Source organism: Aeromonas sp. 600886 (assembly GCF_049174935.1).
Taxonomy (GTDB): Bacteria; Pseudomonadota; Gammaproteobacteria; order Enterobacterales; family Aeromonadaceae; genus Aeromonas; species Aeromonas veronii_A.
This window is the reverse complement of the sequence record NZ_JAAKUB010000005.1, coordinates 43,685-63,821: the sequence shown is the minus strand read 5'-3', so window position 1 is coordinate 63,821 and position 20,137 is coordinate 43,685. Positions and strand designations below refer to the sequence as shown.

14 protein-coding genes are annotated in these 20,137 nt (G+C 60.9%); 8 read left to right on the top strand and 6 right to left on the bottom strand.

Annotated elements, in window-relative coordinates; translation table 11 throughout:
* Positions 1 to 20: 20 nt before the first annotated feature.
* The gene (locus G5179_RS05590) at positions 21 to 1,433 is read right to left on the bottom strand and encodes an MATE family efflux transporter (RefSeq protein WP_421258025.1); all 1,413 of its coding nucleotides are present in this window, start codon (positions 1,431 to 1,433) and stop codon (positions 21 to 23) included.
* Positions 1,434 to 1,506: 73 nt separating this feature from the next.
* Positions 1,507 to 2,445, bottom strand: a complete 939-nt coding sequence (locus tag G5179_RS05585) for a LysR family transcriptional regulator (RefSeq protein WP_042055187.1) — start codon at positions 2,443 to 2,445, stop codon at positions 1,507 to 1,509.
* 498 nt (positions 2,446 to 2,943) lie between these two features.
* On the opposite strand from G5179_RS05585, the gene G5179_RS05580 reads away from it, so the two are divergent.
* The gene (locus G5179_RS05580) at positions 2,944 to 4,236 is read left to right on the top strand and encodes an HAAAP family serine/threonine permease (RefSeq protein WP_005338498.1); all 1,293 of its coding nucleotides are present in this window, start codon (positions 2,944 to 2,946) and stop codon (positions 4,234 to 4,236) included.
* 66 nt (positions 4,237 to 4,302) lie between these two features.
* Here G5179_RS05580 and G5179_RS05575 read toward each other — a convergent pair whose 3' ends face one another.
* Positions 4,303 to 5,331 carry an MBL fold metallo-hydrolase gene (locus G5179_RS05575; RefSeq protein WP_216949498.1) on the bottom strand — a complete coding sequence of 343 codons (1,029 nt, stop codon included), beginning with the start codon at positions 5,329 to 5,331 and terminating at the stop codon, positions 4,303 to 4,305.
* Between the two features lie 155 nt (positions 5,332 to 5,486).
* Here G5179_RS05575 and G5179_RS05570 point away from each other — a divergent pair, with 155 nt between their 5' ends.
* The 6 genes from G5179_RS05570 (at position 5,487) to pdxY (ending at position 14,958) form a co-directional block, all read left to right on the top strand.
* Positions 5,487 to 6,386, top strand: coding sequence for a LysR family transcriptional regulator (locus G5179_RS05570; RefSeq protein WP_421258024.1), 900 nt, complete (start codon positions 5,487 to 5,489; stop codon positions 6,384 to 6,386).
* 101 nt (positions 6,387 to 6,487) lie between these two features.
* On the top strand, positions 6,488 to 7,768 hold the full coding sequence (gene yjeH / locus G5179_RS05565; protein ID WP_421258023.1) for an L-methionine/branched-chain amino acid transporter: 1,281 nt from the start codon (positions 6,488 to 6,490) through the stop codon (positions 7,766 to 7,768).
* A gap of 392 nt (positions 7,769 to 8,160) precedes the next feature.
* Entirely contained in the window at positions 8,161 to 9,708 is a 1,548-nt protein-coding gene (gene cadC / locus G5179_RS05560) for a lysine decarboxylation/transport transcriptional activator CadC (RefSeq protein ID WP_421202757.1), read from the top strand.
* A gap of 751 nt (positions 9,709 to 10,459) precedes the next feature.
* Entirely contained in the window at positions 10,460 to 11,794 is a 1,335-nt protein-coding gene (gene cadB / locus G5179_RS05555; RefSeq protein WP_216948159.1) for a cadaverine/lysine antiporter, read from the top strand.
* A gap of 77 nt (positions 11,795 to 11,871) precedes the next feature.
* On the top strand, positions 11,872 to 14,004 hold the full coding sequence (locus G5179_RS05550; RefSeq protein WP_042055201.1) for a lysine decarboxylase CadA: 2,133 nt from the start codon (positions 11,872 to 11,874) through the stop codon (positions 14,002 to 14,004).
* Positions 14,005 to 14,097: 93 nt separating this feature from the next.
* Positions 14,098 to 14,958, top strand: a complete 861-nt coding sequence (pdxY, locus tag G5179_RS05545) for a pyridoxal kinase PdxY (RefSeq protein WP_421205199.1) — start codon at positions 14,098 to 14,100, stop codon at positions 14,956 to 14,958.
* A gap of 76 nt (positions 14,959 to 15,034) precedes the next feature.
* Here pdxY and G5179_RS05540 read toward each other — a convergent pair whose 3' ends face one another.
* Together G5179_RS05540 and G5179_RS05535 are read right to left on the bottom strand one after the other, a co-directional pair.
* Positions 15,035 to 15,472 carry a PliI family lysozyme inhibitor of I-type lysozyme gene (locus G5179_RS05540; RefSeq protein ID WP_421205201.1) on the bottom strand — a complete coding sequence of 146 codons (438 nt, stop codon included), beginning with the start codon at positions 15,470 to 15,472 and terminating at the stop codon, positions 15,035 to 15,037.
* A gap of 58 nt (positions 15,473 to 15,530) precedes the next feature.
* Complete coding sequence (locus G5179_RS05535) at positions 15,531 to 17,564, bottom strand: M13 family metallopeptidase (protein ID WP_216978232.1); 2,034 nt, start codon at positions 17,562 to 17,564, stop codon at positions 15,531 to 15,533.
* Positions 17,565 to 17,744: 180 nt separating this feature from the next.
* On the opposite strand from G5179_RS05535, the gene tilS reads away from it, so the two are divergent.
* Positions 17,745 to 19,103: a tRNA lysidine(34) synthetase TilS gene (gene tilS / locus G5179_RS05530; protein WP_421205204.1), complete on the top strand. Its 1,359-nt coding sequence runs from the start codon at positions 17,745 to 17,747 to the stop codon at positions 19,101 to 19,103.
* Positions 19,104 to 19,186: 83 nt separating this feature from the next.
* Here the strand turns inward: tilS and G5179_RS05525 are convergent, their stop codons facing one another.
* A complete protein-coding gene (locus G5179_RS05525; protein ID WP_421235971.1) occupies positions 19,187 to 20,089 on the bottom strand; it encodes a GGDEF domain-containing protein in 903 nt (300 codons plus the stop codon).
* Positions 20,090 to 20,137 lie beyond the last annotated feature (48 nt).

Sequence of the window (20,137 nt, the reverse complement as noted above, 5' to 3'; positions counted from 1 at the left end):
ATTTTGCGGGATGGGTGGCCTTAACGGGCCAGCTGGACGGCGGCGCGTGCGCGGGCCGGTTGCGGGCGACGCTTGTTTTTTGGCGCGCAGGCCATCTTCAGGCGCAGCCACTCGCGCCACAGCAGCCAGCAGAGCGGCAGGGTGAGCAACAGCACGGTCGCGGGCTGGGCCATCAGCACCCCATCACGCCCCCACAGTTGCGGCAGCAGGAAGATGAGCGGCAGCAGCAACAGGGTTTTGGCGATGGAGATGACCAGCGCCTGACGGGTACGCGCCATGGATTGCAGCAGCACGATGCCGAACATGATGATCCCCTCCAGCGGAATGGCGCCGAGGTTGAGGGTCAGGCTGCTGATGGCGGCGGCCAGCAGTTCGGGATCCTTGTCGCCGGTATAGAGCATGGCGACCTGTCCCGGCAGCAACTGGATGGTGAGCCACACCAGCATGCCGTAGATAAAGGTGAACTTGAGCCCCATCTCCATCAGGTACTTGAGGTTGCGGTGGCGCTTGGCCCCCGCCGCCTTGCTGATGAGCGGCTGAATGCCGAAGGCGAGCCCCTGCAGGATGACGATAAAGACAGCTTCGGTGTAACCGGCCACGGTAAAACCCGCCAGATCCTTCACATTGCCATACACCATCAGCTGGCTGTTGTGCAGCATCAAGAGCAGGCCGAGGTTGAACTGGGCAATCAGGCTCGGCAGACCGGTAAAGAGCAGGTGCGGCATGGCGGGGAGGTTGGGCACCAGATCCCGCCAGCTGAGGCGCAGCCGCGCCCAGGGGGTAAAGAAGTAGCCAAGGCCGATCAGGCTCACCGCACCCTCTGCCATCAGGGTGGCTTGCGCGGTACCGATCAATCCCAGCCCCAGCCGACCCACCATGATGTAGTTGAGGATGATGTTGAGCACGGCGCCGCTGCTCACCAGCACCATGGCCAGTTTCGGGCGGCCATCGTTGCGCAGCAGATAGGGCACCGCCAGATTACTGGCCAGCAGCAGGGTACCGCCGCCAATCCAGGTGAGGTAGTCACTCGCCTGTTTCCAGGTCTCGGTGCCCTGTTCAATTCCCAGCCCCAGCAGGATATCGGTGTGGGTGTAATAGAGCAGCCCCGGCGCAACTACCCCGAGACCGGCCAGCAGCCAGAGGGCGTTGACCAGCGCCTGACGGGCCAGCGTGTCGTTTTTCGCCCCCTGCTGGAAGGAGATGGCGGTGGCCGCCCCCATGCTGATCATGGCGGCCAGGCCGATCAGCACCATGATGACCGGATAGACCAGGTTGATCCCGGCGAGGCCAGCGGCGCCGACATAGTGGCCGACGAAGATGCCGTCGATGAGGTAGTAGGCCCCCGAGACCAGCATGGCAAGAATGGAGGGGAGGGCGTAAGCCCAGAAGCGACGGGTCATGGCCCGTTGCCGCAGTGTTAAATAGGCAGACATATCTGTTCTCTCGGGGAGTTCGATTATCGAACAGCTAGTCTAGATTAATACTAATTTGGTGATAATCAGGGTTTCACTTGATGAATTGCTGAGTATTACTCACTAATCCGGGGTTTTGGTAGTGGGCCTTGAGCATGTCGATCAGGATGCGCAGCCCGCTGCCCAGTTGATGCCGACTGGGATAGAAGAGGTAAAAGCCGGCAAAGGTAGGGCACCAGGGCTCCAGCACGGTGAGCAGTTTCCCCTCCGCGACCTTTTGGCTCACCTCCTCTTCCAGACAGTAGGCGAGCCCCAACCCAGCCTCGGCGGCGCCCAGATAGAGGGCCGGGGTGCTGGTGGTGAGCGGCCCGGTTACTTCGATCTCCAGCATGGTGCCGTCGGCGGCAAAGGCCCAGCGATAGTGATGGTGCGGAGTGAGGCGATAGCCGATGCAGGCGTGGCGGCTCAGCTCGCTCGGGTGCTCCGGCGTACCGTGCTCCGCCAGATAGGCCGGGGAGCCCACCACCAGATAACGCTGGGGCGGGCCGAGGGGGATGCCGATCATCTCCTTGGGCAGCAGATCGCCATAAAAGAGCGCGGCATCGTAACCATCTTCAATCAGCCGGGGCATCAGCTCCTGCTCCACCACCTCCACCTGCATCCGCGGATAACGGGCCAGATAGTCGATCAGCACAGGTGCCAGCAGGCTGTCGATGGCGCCGCGGGGGGCGCAGAGTTTGAGTCGACCCACCGGTTCATCGCTGTTGCGGGCTAGCTCGCAAAGCGCCTCTTCAAGAGTATTGAGGGTGGGGAGCAGCTGCTTGAGCAGCCGCTGGCCCGCTTCGGTCGGCACCACGGCGCGGGTGCTGCGGTTGAGCAGCCGCACCCCCAGACGGGCTTCCAGCCCCTTCAGGCTATGGCTGAGTGCGGAGGCGGAGACCCCGAGTTCGAGGGCTGCCTTGCTGAAACTGCGGTGACGGGCGACGGCGGCAAACACCGCCAGTTCGGCGAGATCGGTACGGGTAATGGTCATCATCAATCAACAAAAAGGCGTGAGTCACAAGGGTACGCCAAGGCCGTGCTGCACACAATCCGCGCTAAATGGGTTGCTTGTTGCAAATATGTAGCTGCTCGCAGGCCATTGATTCCAGTGAAACTAAGTTGAATTGTTAAAAAAAACTCACAATAAGGCGCTTTGAGTGTGATCTTGGTCGTCCGAAAGGCGACCAAAATCAAACTTTGGTTGATTAATTCAAAAAAACGCTGTGATTAATAAGGGCATTTAATTAAAGTCAGCCCATCAAGAGTGGCGCACGTTAATCGGTTGTTAAGTGAGACGGGCGCCGACCCTCAGGGTCAAAATCTCGCACTGTTGTTTGTTGCAATCCTGTTGTCACAAGGAGTGATGGCCAGGTTGCCGGGGGGCGAGAGGTTAATATCAAGGACGGACAGCAGGCGTTCCAGGGAGATGGAACCGGGCCAAGGCCCGACCAAACAAGAATCCCATTTTCCTAGATGACAGGAACAACGTATGTCTGACATGAATATTGCAGCTGATGGTCGTTTAGCCAGCAACACCTCCCGCGGCGTCAACAAGGCCGATGTGGTCTGGATGCTGGGTCTGTACGGTACCGCGATCGGTGCCGGTGTGCTCTTCCTGCCAATCAACGCCGGTGTAGGTGGCCTGTGGCCGCTGGTTGCCATGTTGATCCTGGCGCTGCCGCTGACTTTCTTTGCTCACCGTGGTCTGACCCGCTTCGTGCTGTCCGGCTCTACCCGTGATGGCGACATCACTGAAGTAGTAGAAGAGCACTTCGGCAAGACCGCAGGCAAATTCATCACCCTGCTCTACTTCTTTGCCATCTACCCGATCGTGCTGATGTATTCAGTCGCCATCACCAACACCGTCGAGAGCGTGATTGTTCACCAGCTGGGCATGTCTGCACCTCCCCGTGCCGTTCTGTCACTGGCCCTGATCCTCGGTCTGATGGCGGTTGTTCGTCTGGGCGGCCAGGTTATCGTCAAAGCGATGAGCGTGCTGGTATTCCCGTTCGTGCTCACCCTGATGGGTCTGGCGTTCTACCTGATCCCGCACTGGAACGGTGCCATCATCACTGAAGCTCCGGCCCTGTCCGACGCCTTCAACGGTGACTTCATCAAGACCCTGTGGCTGGCTATCCCGGTAATGGTGTTCTCCTTCAACCACTCCCCGATCATCTCCTCCTTCGCGGTGGACAACAAAGGTCGTTACGGTGAAGGTGCCGAGAAGAAGTGCAGCAACATCCTGCTGGGCGCCCACGTCATGATGGTGATGACCGTTATGTTCTTCGTATTCAGCTGCGTACTGAGCCTCTCCCCGGCTGACCTGGCTGCTGCCAAAGAACAGAACATCTCCATCCTGTCCTACCTGGCCAACCACTTCGATAACCCGGTTATCGGTACTGTGGCTCCGCTGATCGCCATGGTTGCCATCAGCAAATCCTTCCTGGGGCACTACCTGGGTGCGCAAGAAGGCATGAACGGCCTGATGGCCAAGGCGCTGCGCGAGAAGGGCAAGAACGTTGACACCAAGCAACTGAACAAAGTCACTGCCGTGTTCATGATCCTGACCACCTGGGCCATCGCTACCATCAACCCGAGCATCCTCGGCATGATTGAAGACCTGGGCGGCCCGATCATCGCAATGCTGCTGTTCCTGATGCCGATGTACGCCATCACCAAGGTTCCGGCCATGCGCAAATACGCTGGCAACATCAGCAACGGTTTCGTGACCATCATCGGCCTGATCGCCATGTCCGGTATCATCTACAAGCTGATTGCCTGATAACTCAGGTTACCAAGTTGAATGAAGAAGCCGCCTCGCAAGAGGCGGTTTTTTTATGGCCGGGATTCAGGATTGGGCATTGTCGATATTCTCCGACTGCCAGAGGGCATAGCCCTTGCCGGAGGCCGTGGTAGGCAGATCAATCTGCATCAGGTCGTTGCCGATGACAAAGGGGCCCGAGTAGCGGGCGCGCAGATCCTGCGCCAGATCTTTGACCCTGATCTTGCCGTTGAGGCCGATATGGCTGAACACGGTCAGCGCCGGTTTGGCTTCGTTCATTACCCGGGCCGCCTGCTCAGGGGAGGCGAGGTGACCGGCGATCGCCTTGTAGCCGGGGTTGGCCTTCATCTGCTCGGCAGAGGTCATGGAGACGCAGTGCACCAGCAGATCGGCCCCTTTGGCCTGCTTCACCACTTCGGGGCTGTAGCGGGTATCGCCGGAGAGCACCACGCTATGGCCGTGATAGTCGATGCGATAGCCGAATGACGGCTTGATGTTGACCCCGTGGTCGTTGTCAAAGGCGGTTACCTTGACCCCGTCATGGTTGTAGACCACCCCGGCGGTAACCTCGTGGCTGTTGATCTCCACCCCATCCAGCGGCGTACCCTCATCCTTGACCCGGGTGGCGATGTCGGTGGCGTAGGCCTGCTGCAAGCCACGGGCGAGAGCTGTGGTGCCTTTGGGGCCGTAGAGTTCCATCGGCGCGTGGCGCTGGCCATAGGCCGGTTGCAGCCAGCCGGTCAGCCAGAGATCCGCCAGCCCGTTGGTGTGGTCGGAGTGAAAGTGGGTGAGGAAGAAGGCGTTGACCCGGCCGATGGGGATATGCAGCTGCCACAGGCGAGTGGCGGAGTTGCGGCCAAAATCGAACACCAGCTTCTGGTTGCCCGCCTCGACCAGAGTGCTGTAACCGCCACGACTGATCTGGGGTACCGGAGTGCCGGTGCCGAGCAGGCTGACCCGAAAGATATCGGGCCGGGCTTGAGTTGCTGAGGCAGGGGCATGATCGTGGTTGCTGATAAAGCTGCTCTCGGCAGCCTGACTGGCGCCGCTGGCCAGCAGACCGACCAGTAATGCGGCCAGATAGGTGCTTTTCATGGGAATTTATCCTGTGGGGAAGGGACGGCATCACTGTATTGGTAACTAAAAGTTGAATAAATTGGCTAAAATCCATTTCTTACTAAACTTTTGGTTGTGAATCGGGGCCCTGGTCGCGGGACAAACGGCCTTGAAACGGGCAAAAAGGAGGGGTTGTGGACCGATTGACCAGCATGCGAATCTTCACCCGGGTAGTGGATCTCGGCTCCTACAGCGCGGTGGCGAGCGAAGAGGGGATCAGCGCCCAGATGGTGGGCAAGCATGTGCTGGGGCTGGAGCAGTGGCTGGGGGGCAAGCTGTTTCACAAGACCACCCGCCAGCAGACTCTCACCGAGCTGGGCCAGCTGTTTTTGGCTCGCTGCCAGCGGGTGCTGGAGGAGCTGGCACTGACCGAGTCGCTCACCCAGAACCTGCTGGCCGAGCCGGCCGGACGGCTGCGCATCGCAGCTCCCCTCAGCTTTGGCCACCACCGGCTGGTGCCGCTGCTGCCCGCTTTTCTCGACCGCTACCCCAAGCTGGATCTGGATCTGCAGCTCACCCCGCGCTGGGTCGATCTGGTGGAGGAGGGGTTCGACGCCGCCATCCGCACCCTGCGCCCGCAGGATGAGGCGCTGATCGCCCGTCCGCTGCTGACCCAGCACTACCGCCTCTGCGCGGCCCCCGACTACCTCAATCGCCACGGCGTGCCCCGTCATCCGGCCGATCTCGCTCGCCACCAGTGTCTGCACGGCAACTGGGGCGAGCACGAGCGCTGGCAGTTTGTCGGTGAGGATGGCCAGAGCGAGGAGGTGCGGGTCGCCTCGCGCCTGCGCATCAATCACTGGCCAGCCTTGTTGACGGCGGCGCTCTCGGGGGCTGGCATCACCTTGCAGCCGGCCGAACAGGTGCGTGACCATATCGCTGCGGGGCGTCTGCTGCCGCTGCTTGGCCACTATCAGAGCCCGGCCAAGACCCTCTACTTCATCTATCCGGCGGCGCGGCGGCAGGTACTCAAGATCACCCTGTTGGGGGATTTTCTGGCCGAATCCCTGCAAGCTGGGCTCGAGCCCGAATAAAAGGCTGCATATTCTCGCAGCCGCGATTAACCATCGTGCTTAACAAAGGGGCGGAGCAGGCCTAACATGGCGGGATGTTTTTCTAGTCGGGACAAAAGGATATGTCTGGGTTGAAAAAGGATCTCGGGCTCTTGCAGGGGATGGGGCTGCTCGCCACCTCGCTGCTCGGCACCGGGATCTTCGTGGTACCGGCGACCGCCGCCTCGCTGGCGGGTGGGACCTCGCTCTGGGCCTGGTTGCTGCTGATTGCGCTGGTGCTGCCCATCGCCTTTACCTTCGCTCGCCTCGGCCGTCGCTATCCCCATGCTGGCGGCGCGCCGCATCTGATCGGCCTCGCTTTTGGCAACGGCGCCGAGCGCTTCTCCGCCTTCCTGTTTCTGGCGGTGCTGCCGGTGGGCCTGCCTGCCGCCCTGATGATTGCCGCCGGCTTCTGGCATGCCCTGTTCGAGATGGGGGAGTGGACCCTCTGGGCCATCCAGCTGCTCACCCTGCTCGGGGTCTTTCTGCTGGGGCTGCGCGGGGCGCGCTCCTCCGGCAATCTGCAACTGCTGATTGCGCTCGCCATTCTGGGGCTGACCCTGCTGATCTGGTTCAAGGGAGAAGTGAGCTGGCGCGATGCGGCCCGGCCATTGCCTAGCGCGGATGAGTGGCCCCCTATGGCCACCGCGCTGGCGGTGATGTTCTGGTGTTTCGTCGGGCTGGAAGCCTTCGCCCACATGGGGGAGGAGTTCAAGCGGCCGGAGCGGGATTACCCCATCGCCCTGCTTGGCGGGGTACTGCTGGCGGGGCTCATCTACTGGATCCACTCGCTGGTGGTGCTCAAATACGGCCTCTACGGCGATGAGGCGAAAAATGCCACTGCTATCCCTTCCCTGCTGGCGCTGCTGTTCGGCCCCACCGCCAAGTGGCTGGTGGCGGTGCTCGGCTACCTCTCCTGTTTTGCCAGCATCAACATCTACATTCAGGGCTTTGCCCGGCTGATCTGGAGCATGGCGCGGGAAGGCAAGCTGCCCCCCTCGCTGGCCGTGCTCACCGCGCGCGGCGCGCCGCTGCGGGCGCTAGGTCTGGTGCTCGCCATCTGCCTGCTCTGCATCACCCTGATCATCTGGTTGCGACTGCCGCTCGATGAGCTGATCCGCTACGCCAACGGCAACTTCGTGCTGGTCTACCTGCTCTGCATGGCGGCGGGCTGGCGTCTGCTCGGCGGGGTGGGCAAGGGGCTGGCGGGGATAAGCGTGCTGCTCTGCGCTCTGGTGCTGGTGGCGCTCGCCACCCAGGTGCTCTATGCAGTGGTGCTGAGTCTTGGCTACGGCTGCTTCTCGCTGTGGCGGCGTCATCTGCGCCGTAGTCGTCAGCAGGATGCGCTCTCAGTGGCGAAGTAACATCTCCCCGATGGTCGAAGAAATGAGAAAGCCCTGATGTTCAGGGCTTTTTGATTCCGGCATATTGGATGCTCATATGAATACTAGTTGGCACGCTATTTGCCGAAAAGTGCGGTGTCGGATCAACTCAACGGCGATTTATAGCCAAAAAAAGTGGGATCCAGCTCCCGTTTTGCTTAAAGTGATCCCTTCCGATCCCGGTGGTCGGAATGCCCGCAAGGATGCCCTTCAGACGTAAACAGGATGGCCTGGCCAGACTGGCTCTCAGAGATGTGATTGCTTCGGTTCTCTTTTTATCTGTCACCTGTGGTGATAGCGCCTTGTTCCGTTCAGTCAGCCCGGGTTTTGCGTCTCTCTCATCGTGCATTGTCACCATCTGCAGCGAGTGAATCATGAGCGAATCGGTTTTTGAGATCCACGACTGGACCCTGAGCGTTGACGACAACATGTTGTGTCGCCCCGACCGCGAGGTCTACCTCGAACCCAGACTGGTCAATCTGTTGCGGTTTCTGGCCCATAATGCCGGCACCGTGTTTGGCCGCGATGCCCTGATCAACGAGGTGTGGGATGGCGCCGAGGTGACCGATCAGGTGGTGACTCAGTCCATCTTCGAACTGCGCAAGATCCTCAAAGATGGTCGCACCGATGCGACCGACTATATCGTCACCGTGCCCAAGCGCGGCTACAAGCTGGTGGCACCGGTGCGGCCGCTGCAGGTGGTTTCAGTGGTGATGGCGGACGAGCAGCCCGCGGTCAATACCACTCTCTCAGACAACCCGACTCTCTCCGATCTGAGCCCGCCAGCGGCTCTTCAGGATGATGATGCACAGCCCAATGTCGCCCCTTTTCCCGCCGGGCCCCTGACCCGCGCCATCTCCACCCATGCCAAGGATGCCCGCAGCCGCTGGAAGATGGTGAGTTTCGATATCTTCGTTGCCATCGTGCTGATCGCCATTGTCAGCATGCTCAGCTACCAGCACACCAGCCCCCAGGTGCATGCCATGCTGGATCCCAATCTGCTGGTGTTCCGCTTCCACTCCGGCATGGATGACAACAACGAGAACGTGCGCCTCGCCGATGGCATTACCCGCGCCCTGATGGGGGAGGTGGCCGTGGCTACGCCGCTGCGGGTGCAGTACGGCGCCACCACTCTGATGGGGGGCATCATGCCCGGCAAGGAGCTGAGTGTGCGGGTCACCCGCCAGCCCCGTGGCACCTATCTCGATCTGGAGTATCGCAATATCAACACCAACCGGGTGCTGTTCAGCCATCAGTACCAGCTCAGTCGCCACAGTGTGCACGGTGTGTTGCAGGCGAGCAGCCAGGATCTGCTGCGCGCCCTCGACCAACCCGATGCCGAGCCGGGGATGGGCTGGCCGACCGATGATGCCTCCCTGATGGCGATGATGGAGGCGCAGTACTACATCAACAGCCGGGATCCGGTCGCCCTCAAGCGTGGGATTGATCTGCTGGAGCAGGCGTTGATTGCCCATCCGGATCAGCCGCTGCTGTTGGCGGAGCGCTATCTGGCTGGCGAGGCGCTGGCCACCCTGGCGGGCAAATCCGAGAGCGAGCGGCTGCAGGGGATTGGCACCCATCTCGCCAGCGTGGTGCAAAACAGCGGCGCTCTCCCTGCTCGGGTGTGGGAGGCGTTGACCCTGCAGGCGATCCTCAACGGCCAGCAACAGCAGGCCAACTATCTGCTGGAGAAGGCGGCGAGTCGCGGCCGCTCGGTGCTCTACTACATACTGCAGGGCAAGCTGGCGGAGCTGGATGGTCGCCCCGAGGCGGCGGGGGATGCCTACAGTCAGGCCTTCCTGATGGAGGCGACCGAGCAGACCTATCTGCTCTGCCAGCAGCTCGGTTTCTACAGCAATATGGAGAGCCTCACTCCGGCTCTGTTCAATGCGCTGGGCCAGAGCAAGGTGAAGCTCTTCTAACACCGCAGTGTTGGTTTTCCCCCGGTCGGTGCGGTTGCCGACCTCATCCACAGGCTGCCTTCGGGCGGCCTGTGCTGTTTCTGCTTGTTTCAATCCTGCTTGTTTGCCACCGGGGATAGTCGCTCTGGTGCGGCCCGATTTATCCCCCCGCAGTTCCCCACTATCTGCCTTTGTCTTGCACGCGGCATTTGCTGCACTCGCGTTTGTTCGGCTTCACGCCGCGCACGCAGCTTGTGACATCTGCTCATTGTCGGTTGCGGGATAAGCTGTCTGTCTCGACCCATTTCTCATTGCTTACCGGTTATCGCCGTTGCGCTTTACCTCTGAGTTTGGATTGTGATGAGCCGAGCTGAGGGGCGAACAGGAGGTGAGTGGCCACTCAGGGTGATGGTCAGCTGGGCGTTCGGATGGTTACAAGGGGAGGGGGCGCAATGGGCGCTGCTTTATCCCGGGTTTATCTGACCAAAAATATCAAGACGGCGAGATAAGGGGGTTATCAAGGGGCAAAAACGGGTTGGCCGGATATCAAGGTTTTATCAAGAGGGCTGTGTGATGTGATGTCAATTTACTGTTTTTAAATGGTTTTTATCAAAAGTGACGAGGCGGCGAAAAAAGTTGCCTCATATTTTTATCCGTTAGCTGGTCTTTATGTTTTCCGGGGATGAGAGGCCTAGTCTGTGCCCATTCTTTGGCGGGGCGTTCCGCCAAATGTGTATGTGACGACCCGACCTTTTATAGAACCGGAGATCTTATGTCCCTCGATACGAGCAAGAAGATTGGCCTTATCGCCTGTACAGGTGTGGTGGCCGGCAACATGATGGGGAGCGGTATCGCACTGCTGCCTTCGGCACTAGCCACCATCGGCTCCATCTCTGTCTTTAGCTGGGCAATCTGTCTGGTAGGCGCCATGGGCCTCGCCTTTGTCTTCGCCCGCCTTGCTACCAAGAACCCGCAAGAGGGTGGCCCCATTGCTTACGCTGGCGAGATCTCTCCGGTGTTCGGTTTCCAGACCGGTGTGCTTTATTACCACGCCAACTGGATCGGTAACCTGGCCATCGCCATTACCGGCGTCTCCTACCTCTCGGTCTTCTTCCCCATTCTCAACAGCCCCATTCCGGCCGCCGCAGCCACCATCGCTGCCGTCTGGATCTTCACCTTCGTCAACCTGCTTGGCGGTAGCTGGGTGAGCCGACTCTGTACTCTGGGTCTGGTGCTGATCCTGCTGCCGGTTGTCGGTACTGCGGTGATGGGTTGGGGTCATTTTGATGCCACCGTCTACAGCCAGAACTGGAACACCACCAGCGGCAGCGACCTGCATGCGGTCATCAGCGCCGTGCTGATCTGCCTCTGGTCTTTCGTCGGTGTTGAATCCGCCGCGGTCTCTTCCGGCATGGTGAAGAATCCCAAGCGTACCGTACCGCTCGCCACCATGCTGGGTACCGGTATCGCGGGTGTTATCTACATCCTCTCTACCCAGGTGATCAGCGGCATGTTCCCGGCCGGTGAAGTGGCTGCTTCCGGCGCCCCGTTTGCCATGGCCTCTTCCGCCATCTTCGGTAGCTGGTCTGCACCGTTCGTCTCTGCCTTCACCGCCCTGGCCTGCTTCACCTCGCTCGGTTCCTGGATGATGCTGGTAGGCGAGGCGGGCAAGCGTGCCGCCAACGACGGCAACTTCCCGAAAATCTACGGCGAAGTGGACAAGAACGGCGTGGCCAAGAAGGGTCTGATCCTGGGTTCCCTCAAGATGACTGCCCTGATGGTTGGCCTGACCGCCTTCACTTCCCAGTCCGCTCACGCTGCTGATCTCTTCAATGTGCTGACCACAGATGCGGTGCTGCTGACCATGCTGCCCTACTTCTACTCCAGCATTAACCTGATCCGTTTTGAAGGCATGACCTCCCGCAGCATCGGCGCCATGATCTTCTCCGGTGTGGCCTGTGTCTTCTGTCTGGTAGCCCTGATGGGTGCCAAGGGTTCCAACCTCACCGCTACCTTCGTGGTGTCGCTCATCATCCTGATGTTCTACGCCAAAAAACAGGGTCTGCGTCAGCACGACGCCCTGCTGAAAGAACAACCCAGCAACTAATTCCCCCTTTTATCTTCCGAGCGCTCTTCACTCACCATCCCTGATGGAGAGCGCCCCTTTACGTGTGGAGCATTACGATGAATATCATTGCCATCCTCAACCACCTGGGCGTTTTCTTTAAAGAAGAACCCATTCGCCAGCTGCAAGCCTCCCTCGAGCGCAAGGGTTTCGAGGTTGTTTATCCGGTCGACGTCGCAGACCTGCTGAAACTGATCGAGAAGAACCCCCGCGTTTGCGGCGCCATCTTCGACTGGGACAAATACTCTCTGGGTCTGTGCAAGGAGATCCACGATCGCAACGAGAAGCTGCCGATCTTCGCCTTCGCCAACGACCAGTCCACCCTGGACATTCACCTGACCGACCTGCGTCTGAACGTCCATTTCTTCGAGTACCGTCTCGGCATGGCTGACGACATCGCCCTCAAGATGGGTCAGGCTACTCAGGAGTATCAGGACGCCATCCTGCCGCCGTTCACCAAGGCGTTGTTCAAGTACGTGGAAGAGGGTAAATACACCTTCTGTACTCCGGGTCACATGGGCGGTACCGCCTTCCAGATGAGCCCGGCCGGCAGCATCTTCTATGACTTCTACGGCCCGAACGCGTTCAAGGCTGACGTATCCATCTCCATGCCGGAGCTGGGCTCCCTGCTGGATCACTCAGGTCCGCACAAGGAAGCCGAAGAGTACATCGCCCGTACCTTCAACGCCGATCGCTCCTATATCGTTACCAACGGCACCTCCACTGCCAACAAGATCGTCGGCATGTACTCCGCGCCAGCCGGCAGCACAGTGCTGGTTGACCGTAACTGCCACAAGTCGCTCACTCACCTGATGATGATGAACGACGTGACCCCGATCTACTTCCGTCCGACCCGCAACGCCTACGGCATTCTGGGTGGTATCCCGCAGAGCGAATTCAGCCGCGACACCATAGCTGCCAAGGTTGCCGCGACACCGGGTGCCCAGGCTCCCCGTTACGCCGTCGTTACCAACTCCACCTATGATGGTCTGCTCTACAACACCGGCTTCATCAAGGAAGCGCTGGATACTCCTTACATCCACTTCGACAGTGCCTGGGTGCCTTACACCAACTTCAGCCCGATCTATGAAGGCAAGTGCGGCATGAGCGGTGAAGCGATGCCGGGCAAGGTGTTCTACGAAACCCAGTCCACCCACAAGCTGCTGGCGGCCTTCTCCCAGGCCTCGATGATCCACATCAAGGGGGACGTGGAGGAGGAGACCTTCAACGAAGCATTCATGATGCACACCTCCACCTCGCCGCAGTACGGCATCGTGGCCTCTACCGAGATCTCTGCTGCCATGATGCGTGGCAACACCGGCAAGCGTCTGATCAAGGACTCCATCGATCGCGCCATCTCCTTCCGCAAAGAGATCAAGCGTCTGCGTGATCAGAGCGAAGGCTGGTTCTTCGACGTATGGCAGCCGGACAACATCGACACCGTCGAGTGCTGGAAGCTGGATCCGAAAGATGACTGGCACGGCTTCAAGGACATCGATGACAACCACATGTACCTGGATCCGATCAAGGTCACCCTGCTGACCCCGGGTATGGGTCGTGACGGCCAACTGCTGGAGAAGGGCATTCCTGCTTCACTGGTCTCCAAGTTCCTGGACGAGCGCGGCATCGTGGTCGAGAAGACCGGCCCCTACAACATGCTGTTCCTCTTCTCCATCGGTATCGATCAGTCCAAGGCGATGCAGCTGTTGCGCGCCCTGACCGAGTTCAAACGTGGTTATGACCTGAACCTGACCATCAAGAACATACTGCCGAGCCTCTATCGTGAAGACCCGAGCTTCTACGAAGGGATGCGCATTCAGGAGCTGGCGCAGCGCATTCACGAGCTGACCAGCAAGTACCGTCTGCCGGAGCTGATGTTCAAGGCGTTCGACGTACTGCCGGAGATGAAGATGACTCCGCACGCCGCATGGCAGCAAGAGCTGGCCGGCAACGTGGTGGAAGTGCCGCTGCGTGACATGGTTGACCGCATCAGCGCCAACATGATCCTGCCGTACCCGCCGGGAGTTCCGTTGGTACTGCCGGGCGAGATGGTGACCCAGGATTCTCTGCCGGTGCTCGAGTTCCTCGAGATGCTGTGCGAGATCGGTGCCCACTACCCGGGCTTCGAGACCGACATCCACGGCCTCTATCGTCAGGCCGATGGCAGCTACACCGTCAAGGTGCTGCGTTAATCGACAGTGACAACAGTCGAAAGTGACAACAACGGGCCGCAAGGCCCGTTTTTCCCTCCGGAATTCCTGTTCTTATTGCGTGAGTCGCCAATCATGAAGCGAGTGCTCTCCATTCAATCCCACGTAGTCTTTGGCTGTGCCGGCAACAGTGCCGCCGTTTTTCCCATGCGTCGCCTCGGGATCGAGGTGTGGCCGATGAACACGGTGCAGTTCTCCAACCACACCCAATACCGCGAAGGCTGGCAGGGGATGGTGATGCCCGGCGGCCATATCCGTCAGCTGGTAAACGGCCTGGCGGAGATCGGTGTGCTGTCCGAGTGCGATGCGATCTTGAGCGGCTACCTCGGCTCGGCCGAACAGGGGGAGGAGATCCTGGCGGCGGTGGCCCGGCTCAAGGCGCTCAATCCGGCCGCCCTCTATTTTTGTGACCCCGTGATGGGTCACCCCGACAAGGGGTGCATAGTGGCACCCGGCGTCGCCGATTTTCTGAAAACCAGGGCACTGGCCTGCGCCGATATGCTGGCTCCCAATCTGCTGGAACTGGAACAGCTCACCGGCCGCGATATCCGCAATGTGCCGGAGGCCATCGAGGCGTGCCAGCAGCTGCGCGCGCAAGGGGTCAAGCTGGTGATGGTCAAGCATCTGGGCAAGGCCGGTTTTGCCATGGACCGCTTCGAGATGTTGCTGGTGTGCGAGGAGGGCGCGTTTCACCTCTCCCGCCCACTCTACCCTTTTGCCCGCCACCCCATCGGGGTGGGGGATCTGCTGAGCGCCACCATGCTGGCCAATCTGCTGGCCGGTTGTACCCCGGTAGCGGCGTTTGAGCTTACCAACGCCAGCGTGGATGCCGTGCTGGCCCGCACCTGGCTGGCGGGAGCTTACGAGCTGCAACTGGTGGCGGCCCAGCACGAGATGGCGCTGCCGCAGGTCTCCATTCGGGCGACCCGCCTCTGAGCTGGTTACGCCAACAGCAGAAACAACAAAGCCCTGATCATCAGGGCTTTTTATATTTCAGATTCGGGGAGAGGGCTTAGTCCTGCGGGCTTTTGAGCGCCTTGACCACATCCTCTTTGGGCTCCAGCTCCTTGACCTGATTGAAGATTTCCAGCTCCCCTTGCGGGCTGACGGTGTAGGCATCGGCATCCTGATAGCTGCCGCTGCCAGCGCTCTCTATGATGACCACCAGCTCGGGCTGCTTGTCGCCATTCAAATCGATCAGTTTCAGCTCCCGGATAAAGCCGTTGCGAGCCATCACCTTGCCATCCTGAAACTCATCCAGTGGAAATTGGGCGTTCTGGCCCGAGTAGAGCCGCACGTCATAGCTGCCGATGGAGGCTGGCTCACCGGCCCCCTGCGCCACCCGGATCACCTGCCCGGAGGGGAGGGTCAGTTGCTTGCTAAATGCCTCTTCGGCCTGTGCCGCCAGCGGCAGGGTCAGCAGCCCTGCCATCATCAATGCTCTGTTCATCTTGCAACCTCTTGCTGTCTGTTGAGTGCGGGCACCCGGGGAGCCCGCCGTGATGCTGTTACCAGATCTTCACCCGTTTCTGGGGCGGCAGATAGAGTTTGTCCCCCGGCTGGATGTTGAATGCCTCATAGAAGGCGGGAATGTTCGGCACCACGCCATTGACCCGGTACTCGGGCGGCGAGTGGGGGTCGGAGCGCAGCAGCATCTGCATCAGCTCGGGGCGATACATCCCCTTCCACACCTGCGCCCAGCCGAGGAAGAAGCGCTGTTCGCCGGTGAAGCCGTCCAGCACCGGCGCCTCCTTGCCATCCAGTGACAGCTCGTAGGCCTTGTGGGCGATGGTGAGGCCACCCAGATCACCGATGTTCTCCCCCAGGGTAAACTGACCATTGACGAACTGGCCGTTGATGGGCTCGAAGCGGTTGTACTGGGCCACCAGACGGCTGGTGCGGAAGCGGAACTCCTTGAGATCTTGCGGTGTCCACCAGTCGCGCATCATGCCGTCACCGTCGGATTTGGCCCCCTGATCATCAAAACCGTGGCCCATCTCGTGGCCAATGACCCCGCCGATGGCGCCGTAGTTGACCGCATCATCCGCCGTCATGTCGAAGAAGGGGGGCTGCAAGATGGCCGCCGGGAAGACGATCTCGTTGTTGCTCGGGTTGTAGTAGGCGTTCACCGTCTGGGGCGACATGTGCCACTCGTCCCGGTCGACCGGTTTGCCGAGGCGCGCCAGACTGTCTGCGTATTCAAAGGCTTGCGAGCGTTGCAGGTTGCCCACCAGATCATCCGGTTTGATGGTGATGGCGCTGTAATCCTTCCACTTGTCGGGGTAGCCGATCTTGGGGCGGAACTTGGCCAGCTTCTCGAGTGCCTGCGCCTTGGTCTCGGGCGACATCCAGTCGAGCTCCTTGATGCTCTGGCCGTAGGCGGTGCGCAGGTTCTCCACCAGCAGCTCCATCCGCTCCTTGGCCGCTGGCGGGAAGTAGCGGGCCACATAGAGCTGGCCGACCGCTTCACCCAGATGATCGTTCAGCACCCCGAGCGCCCGCTCCCAGCTGGCCCGCTGCTTGGGCGTGCCGCTCAATGTGGTGCCGTAGAAGGCGAAGTTGGCGCGGTCGGTCTCGCTGTCAAGATAGGGGGCGTAATCGGTCAGCAGTTGCCACTTGAGGTAGGCCTGCCAGTCGGCGATGGGAGTCTGGGCCATCACCTGATCCAGCGCGCTCAGATAGGTCGGCTGACCGATAATGAGCTCCGGCTGGCCAGCAATGCCTGCGGCATTGAGATAAGCCTGCCAGTCGAGATGGGGGGCGAGGCGTGCCAGTTCGCTGGCGGGGCGCTTGTTGTAGTTCTTCTCCCGATCCCGCAGGGCCACGTTGTCCCACTGGATGGTGGCGAGCCGGGTTTCGAGGGCCAGAATCCGCTTGGCCTTGCCGCTCGGGTCAGATTCCCCGAGGCGGCTCAGCATGGCGGCGATATGCTGCTGGTACTTCTGGCGCAGGGCCTGACTCTCGGGATCCTGCTTGAGGTAGTAGTCCCGATCCGGCAGTCCCAGTCCACCTTGATAGAGGTAGACAGCATAGCGGTCGGGGGACTTGGCATCGGCGTCGATCCAGATGCCAAACGGCGCGCCGCCGCCCATGCGGCCACTTTGGGCAAAGGCGCGGGCCAGCGCGGCCTGATCACCGATCCGGTCGATATCGGCCAGCGCCGGTGCCAGCGGGGTGAGCCCCTTGGCATCGCGGCCTGCCTGATCCAGATAGCTGGCGTAGAGATCGCGGATCTGCTGGGTCGGCGTGCCGGTGGCGGCCTCCTGCTTGGCCAGCCCCTCGACCAGCACCCGCACATCGGCGAGGGATTTGTCCCGCAGCATGTAGAAGGCGCCATCGGCGGGGCGATCGTCGGGGATCTTGGCGGTGGCGAGCCACTTGCCATTGACGTAACGGAAGAAGTCATCGCCGGGTTTGACCTGGGTGTCCATATTGGCCAGCGCCAGCCCGGAGTGTTTGGGGGAGTCTTGCGGTACCTGACTGCAGCCAGCCAGCAGGGCCAGTCCAATCAGGCCGGCCAGTAAGCTTTTCTTATTGTTCATCTTGTTTGATTCCAATTCCGATTGTTTGCTTCCCTGCCCATCTTCCTTGCTCCAACCGGTTATACGACCGCCTTGCGGCCAGCCTGGTGGAGAGGGCGGGCGAGCCTCACTCTAGCAGCAGGGTTGCAGCTTGATAAGCCCGACTCTGCTAAGATCGGCCGGTCCGTTTTGGGGAAGCCTATGATTTCTCATCTTTATTCTCGCTTTTGTCTGACTATGCCAGCGCCGGAAGGTTCCACCGGTCTGCTGGTGGCCTTCAGTGGCGGCCTCGACTCCACCCTGCTGCTGGTGCTGGCGGCGCAGTATGCCCGCGAGCACAGCCTGCCACTTCGCGCCCTGCACGTGCACCACGGCCTCAGTCCCCATGCCGATGAGTGGGTCGCTCATTGTGAAGCCGTGTGTCAGCAATTGGCGGTGGAGCTGCTGGTCGAGCGGGTAACCCTTGCCCGTGGCAATGGCGAGAGTCTGGAGGCGCAGGCGCGCACCGCCCGTTACCAGCGGCTGACTGCCCGGATGCGGGAGGGGGAGTGGCTGCTCACCGCCCACCATCAGGACGATCAGCTGGAAACCCTGCTGCTGGCCCTCAAGCGCGGCGCCGGTCTGCGCGGGCTGGCGGGGATCCTGCCAAGCCAGCCCTTTGCCGGCGGCCTGTTGCTGCGCCCGCTGCTCGATATGAGTCGCGCCGAGCTGGGAGAGGCGGCGGCGAGCCTCCCCTTTGGCTGGGTGGAGGATGAGAGCAATCTGGACGTGAGTTATGACCGCAACTTTTTGCGCCAGACGCTTATCCCCCAGCTCAAGGCGCGCTGGCCCGCCATGGCCCAGACCGCGGCGCGCAGCATGGCCCTGTGCGCCGAGCAGGAGGCGCTGCTGGATGAGCTGGCCGAGAGTGACTGGCAGCTGGCGGGCGAGGGGGAGGCGCTCCATATCGGTCCGCTGCACGCCCTTTCACCCACCCGGCGCAACAATCTGCTGCGCTACTGGATCCGCCGGCAGGGGGGCGAGATGCCATCCCGTGAGCAGCTTGCCCGGCTGTGGCAGGAGGTCGCGCTGGCGCGCGGCGATGCCAATCCCCAGCTCAACTGGGGGCGCCAGAGCTGTCGCCGTTATCAGGAGCGGCTCTATCTGGTGAGCCCTGACCTGCAACCCTGTCATCAGGTATTGCCGCTGACCGTGGGTGAGCCGCTGACCCTGCCGGACGGGTTGGGCGAGCTGGTGGTGCGCATGGCGGAGCACGGCGAGGGGCTGCTGCGTGCCCCCCGAGCGGATGAGCCGCTCTCGGTGCGTTTTCAGGTGGCGCCCGGGATCCCCCTCAAACCGGTGGGGCGAAGCGGCAGTCGGCGGATGAAGAAGCTGCTGCAGGAGTATGGCGTGCCTTCGTGGCAGCGGGGGCGCATCCCCATCCTTTACTATGGCGAGCAGGTGGCGGCGGTGGTGGGGCTCTTTGTTTGCGACGGCTTTATGGCTGAGGGAACTGGTCTGGTCTGCCACTGGCAGGGAAGCGGTACAGCCCCGGTTCTGCCCGAGCAGGATCTTGCCTGAGGTGATCGGTGTGAGCGGGGACCCCAAAAAAAGAAGCTCCGGTCACATGGCGTGCATGTGCCGGAGCAAAGAAGAGTTCGGGATTATTCGAGAAGGCCGGCTGAGCCGGCTTTTTTGCGAGCATAGAGGTGGTTGTCGGCCGCCTCGTAGAGGCTCGGCACATCGACCCCGGATTGCCAGCTGGCGGCGCCAAGGCTGCATCCGACCGAGAAGGTGCTGAGCTCCTTGTTGGTCATCAACATATGCTGCAGTCGCAGCCAGACCGGGCGCCACGCCTCGGGTTCGGCCGGTTGCAGCAGCAGGGCAAATTCATCTCCCCCGAGCCGGAAGGCTTGATCCGTGCTGCGGATGCACCCCTTGAGCAGCTGGGCGAAGCGGCTAAGCACCAGATCCCCCACTGGATGACCCCAAGTGTCATTGATCTGCTTGAAGCGATCGAGATCCAGCAGCACCAGCACCAGTCCGTGGGGCTCGCGGCTATGCTGCTCGATGGCGCGGCCGATGGCTTCGTCAAAGTAGGAGCGGTTGCCAAGGCCGGTCAGGTGATCGAGCCGGACCAGCTGATCCAGTTTTTCCAGCCGCAGATAGAGGGGCAGCAGCAGGCAGAGCAGCTGATGGTATTGCATCAGTACCCGTTGCTGGCTGCCGCTCAGCGGGTGTTCCAGCTCGTAGTGGAGCTGGCCGAGCAGCTGGCCATGCTGACCGCGCAGCTCGAACGGATAGTTGTGCAGGTTGAGGGTGGCCAGCGGCGGGTGCTGGATCAGCACATGGGGCTGGCCACAATCGAGGTAGAGACCGTGGATCCTGACAATTCTTGCCGCACGATCGGCAAAAGTTGTCAGCAGACCGCCGAGATCGCTCTGCCCCAACAACTGCTCGAGCAACTGGTTGCGTTCAACGCTGGGCAACGGCGTGAGCCGCTCCATCTGGCGAACCCACTGCTCGATGCCATGGCTAAAGCCATTAAGTGACGACGTATTTTCCATGGTCTTCCACCTGTAACACCTGACTACTGTCTCCTCCCTGCAATTGGC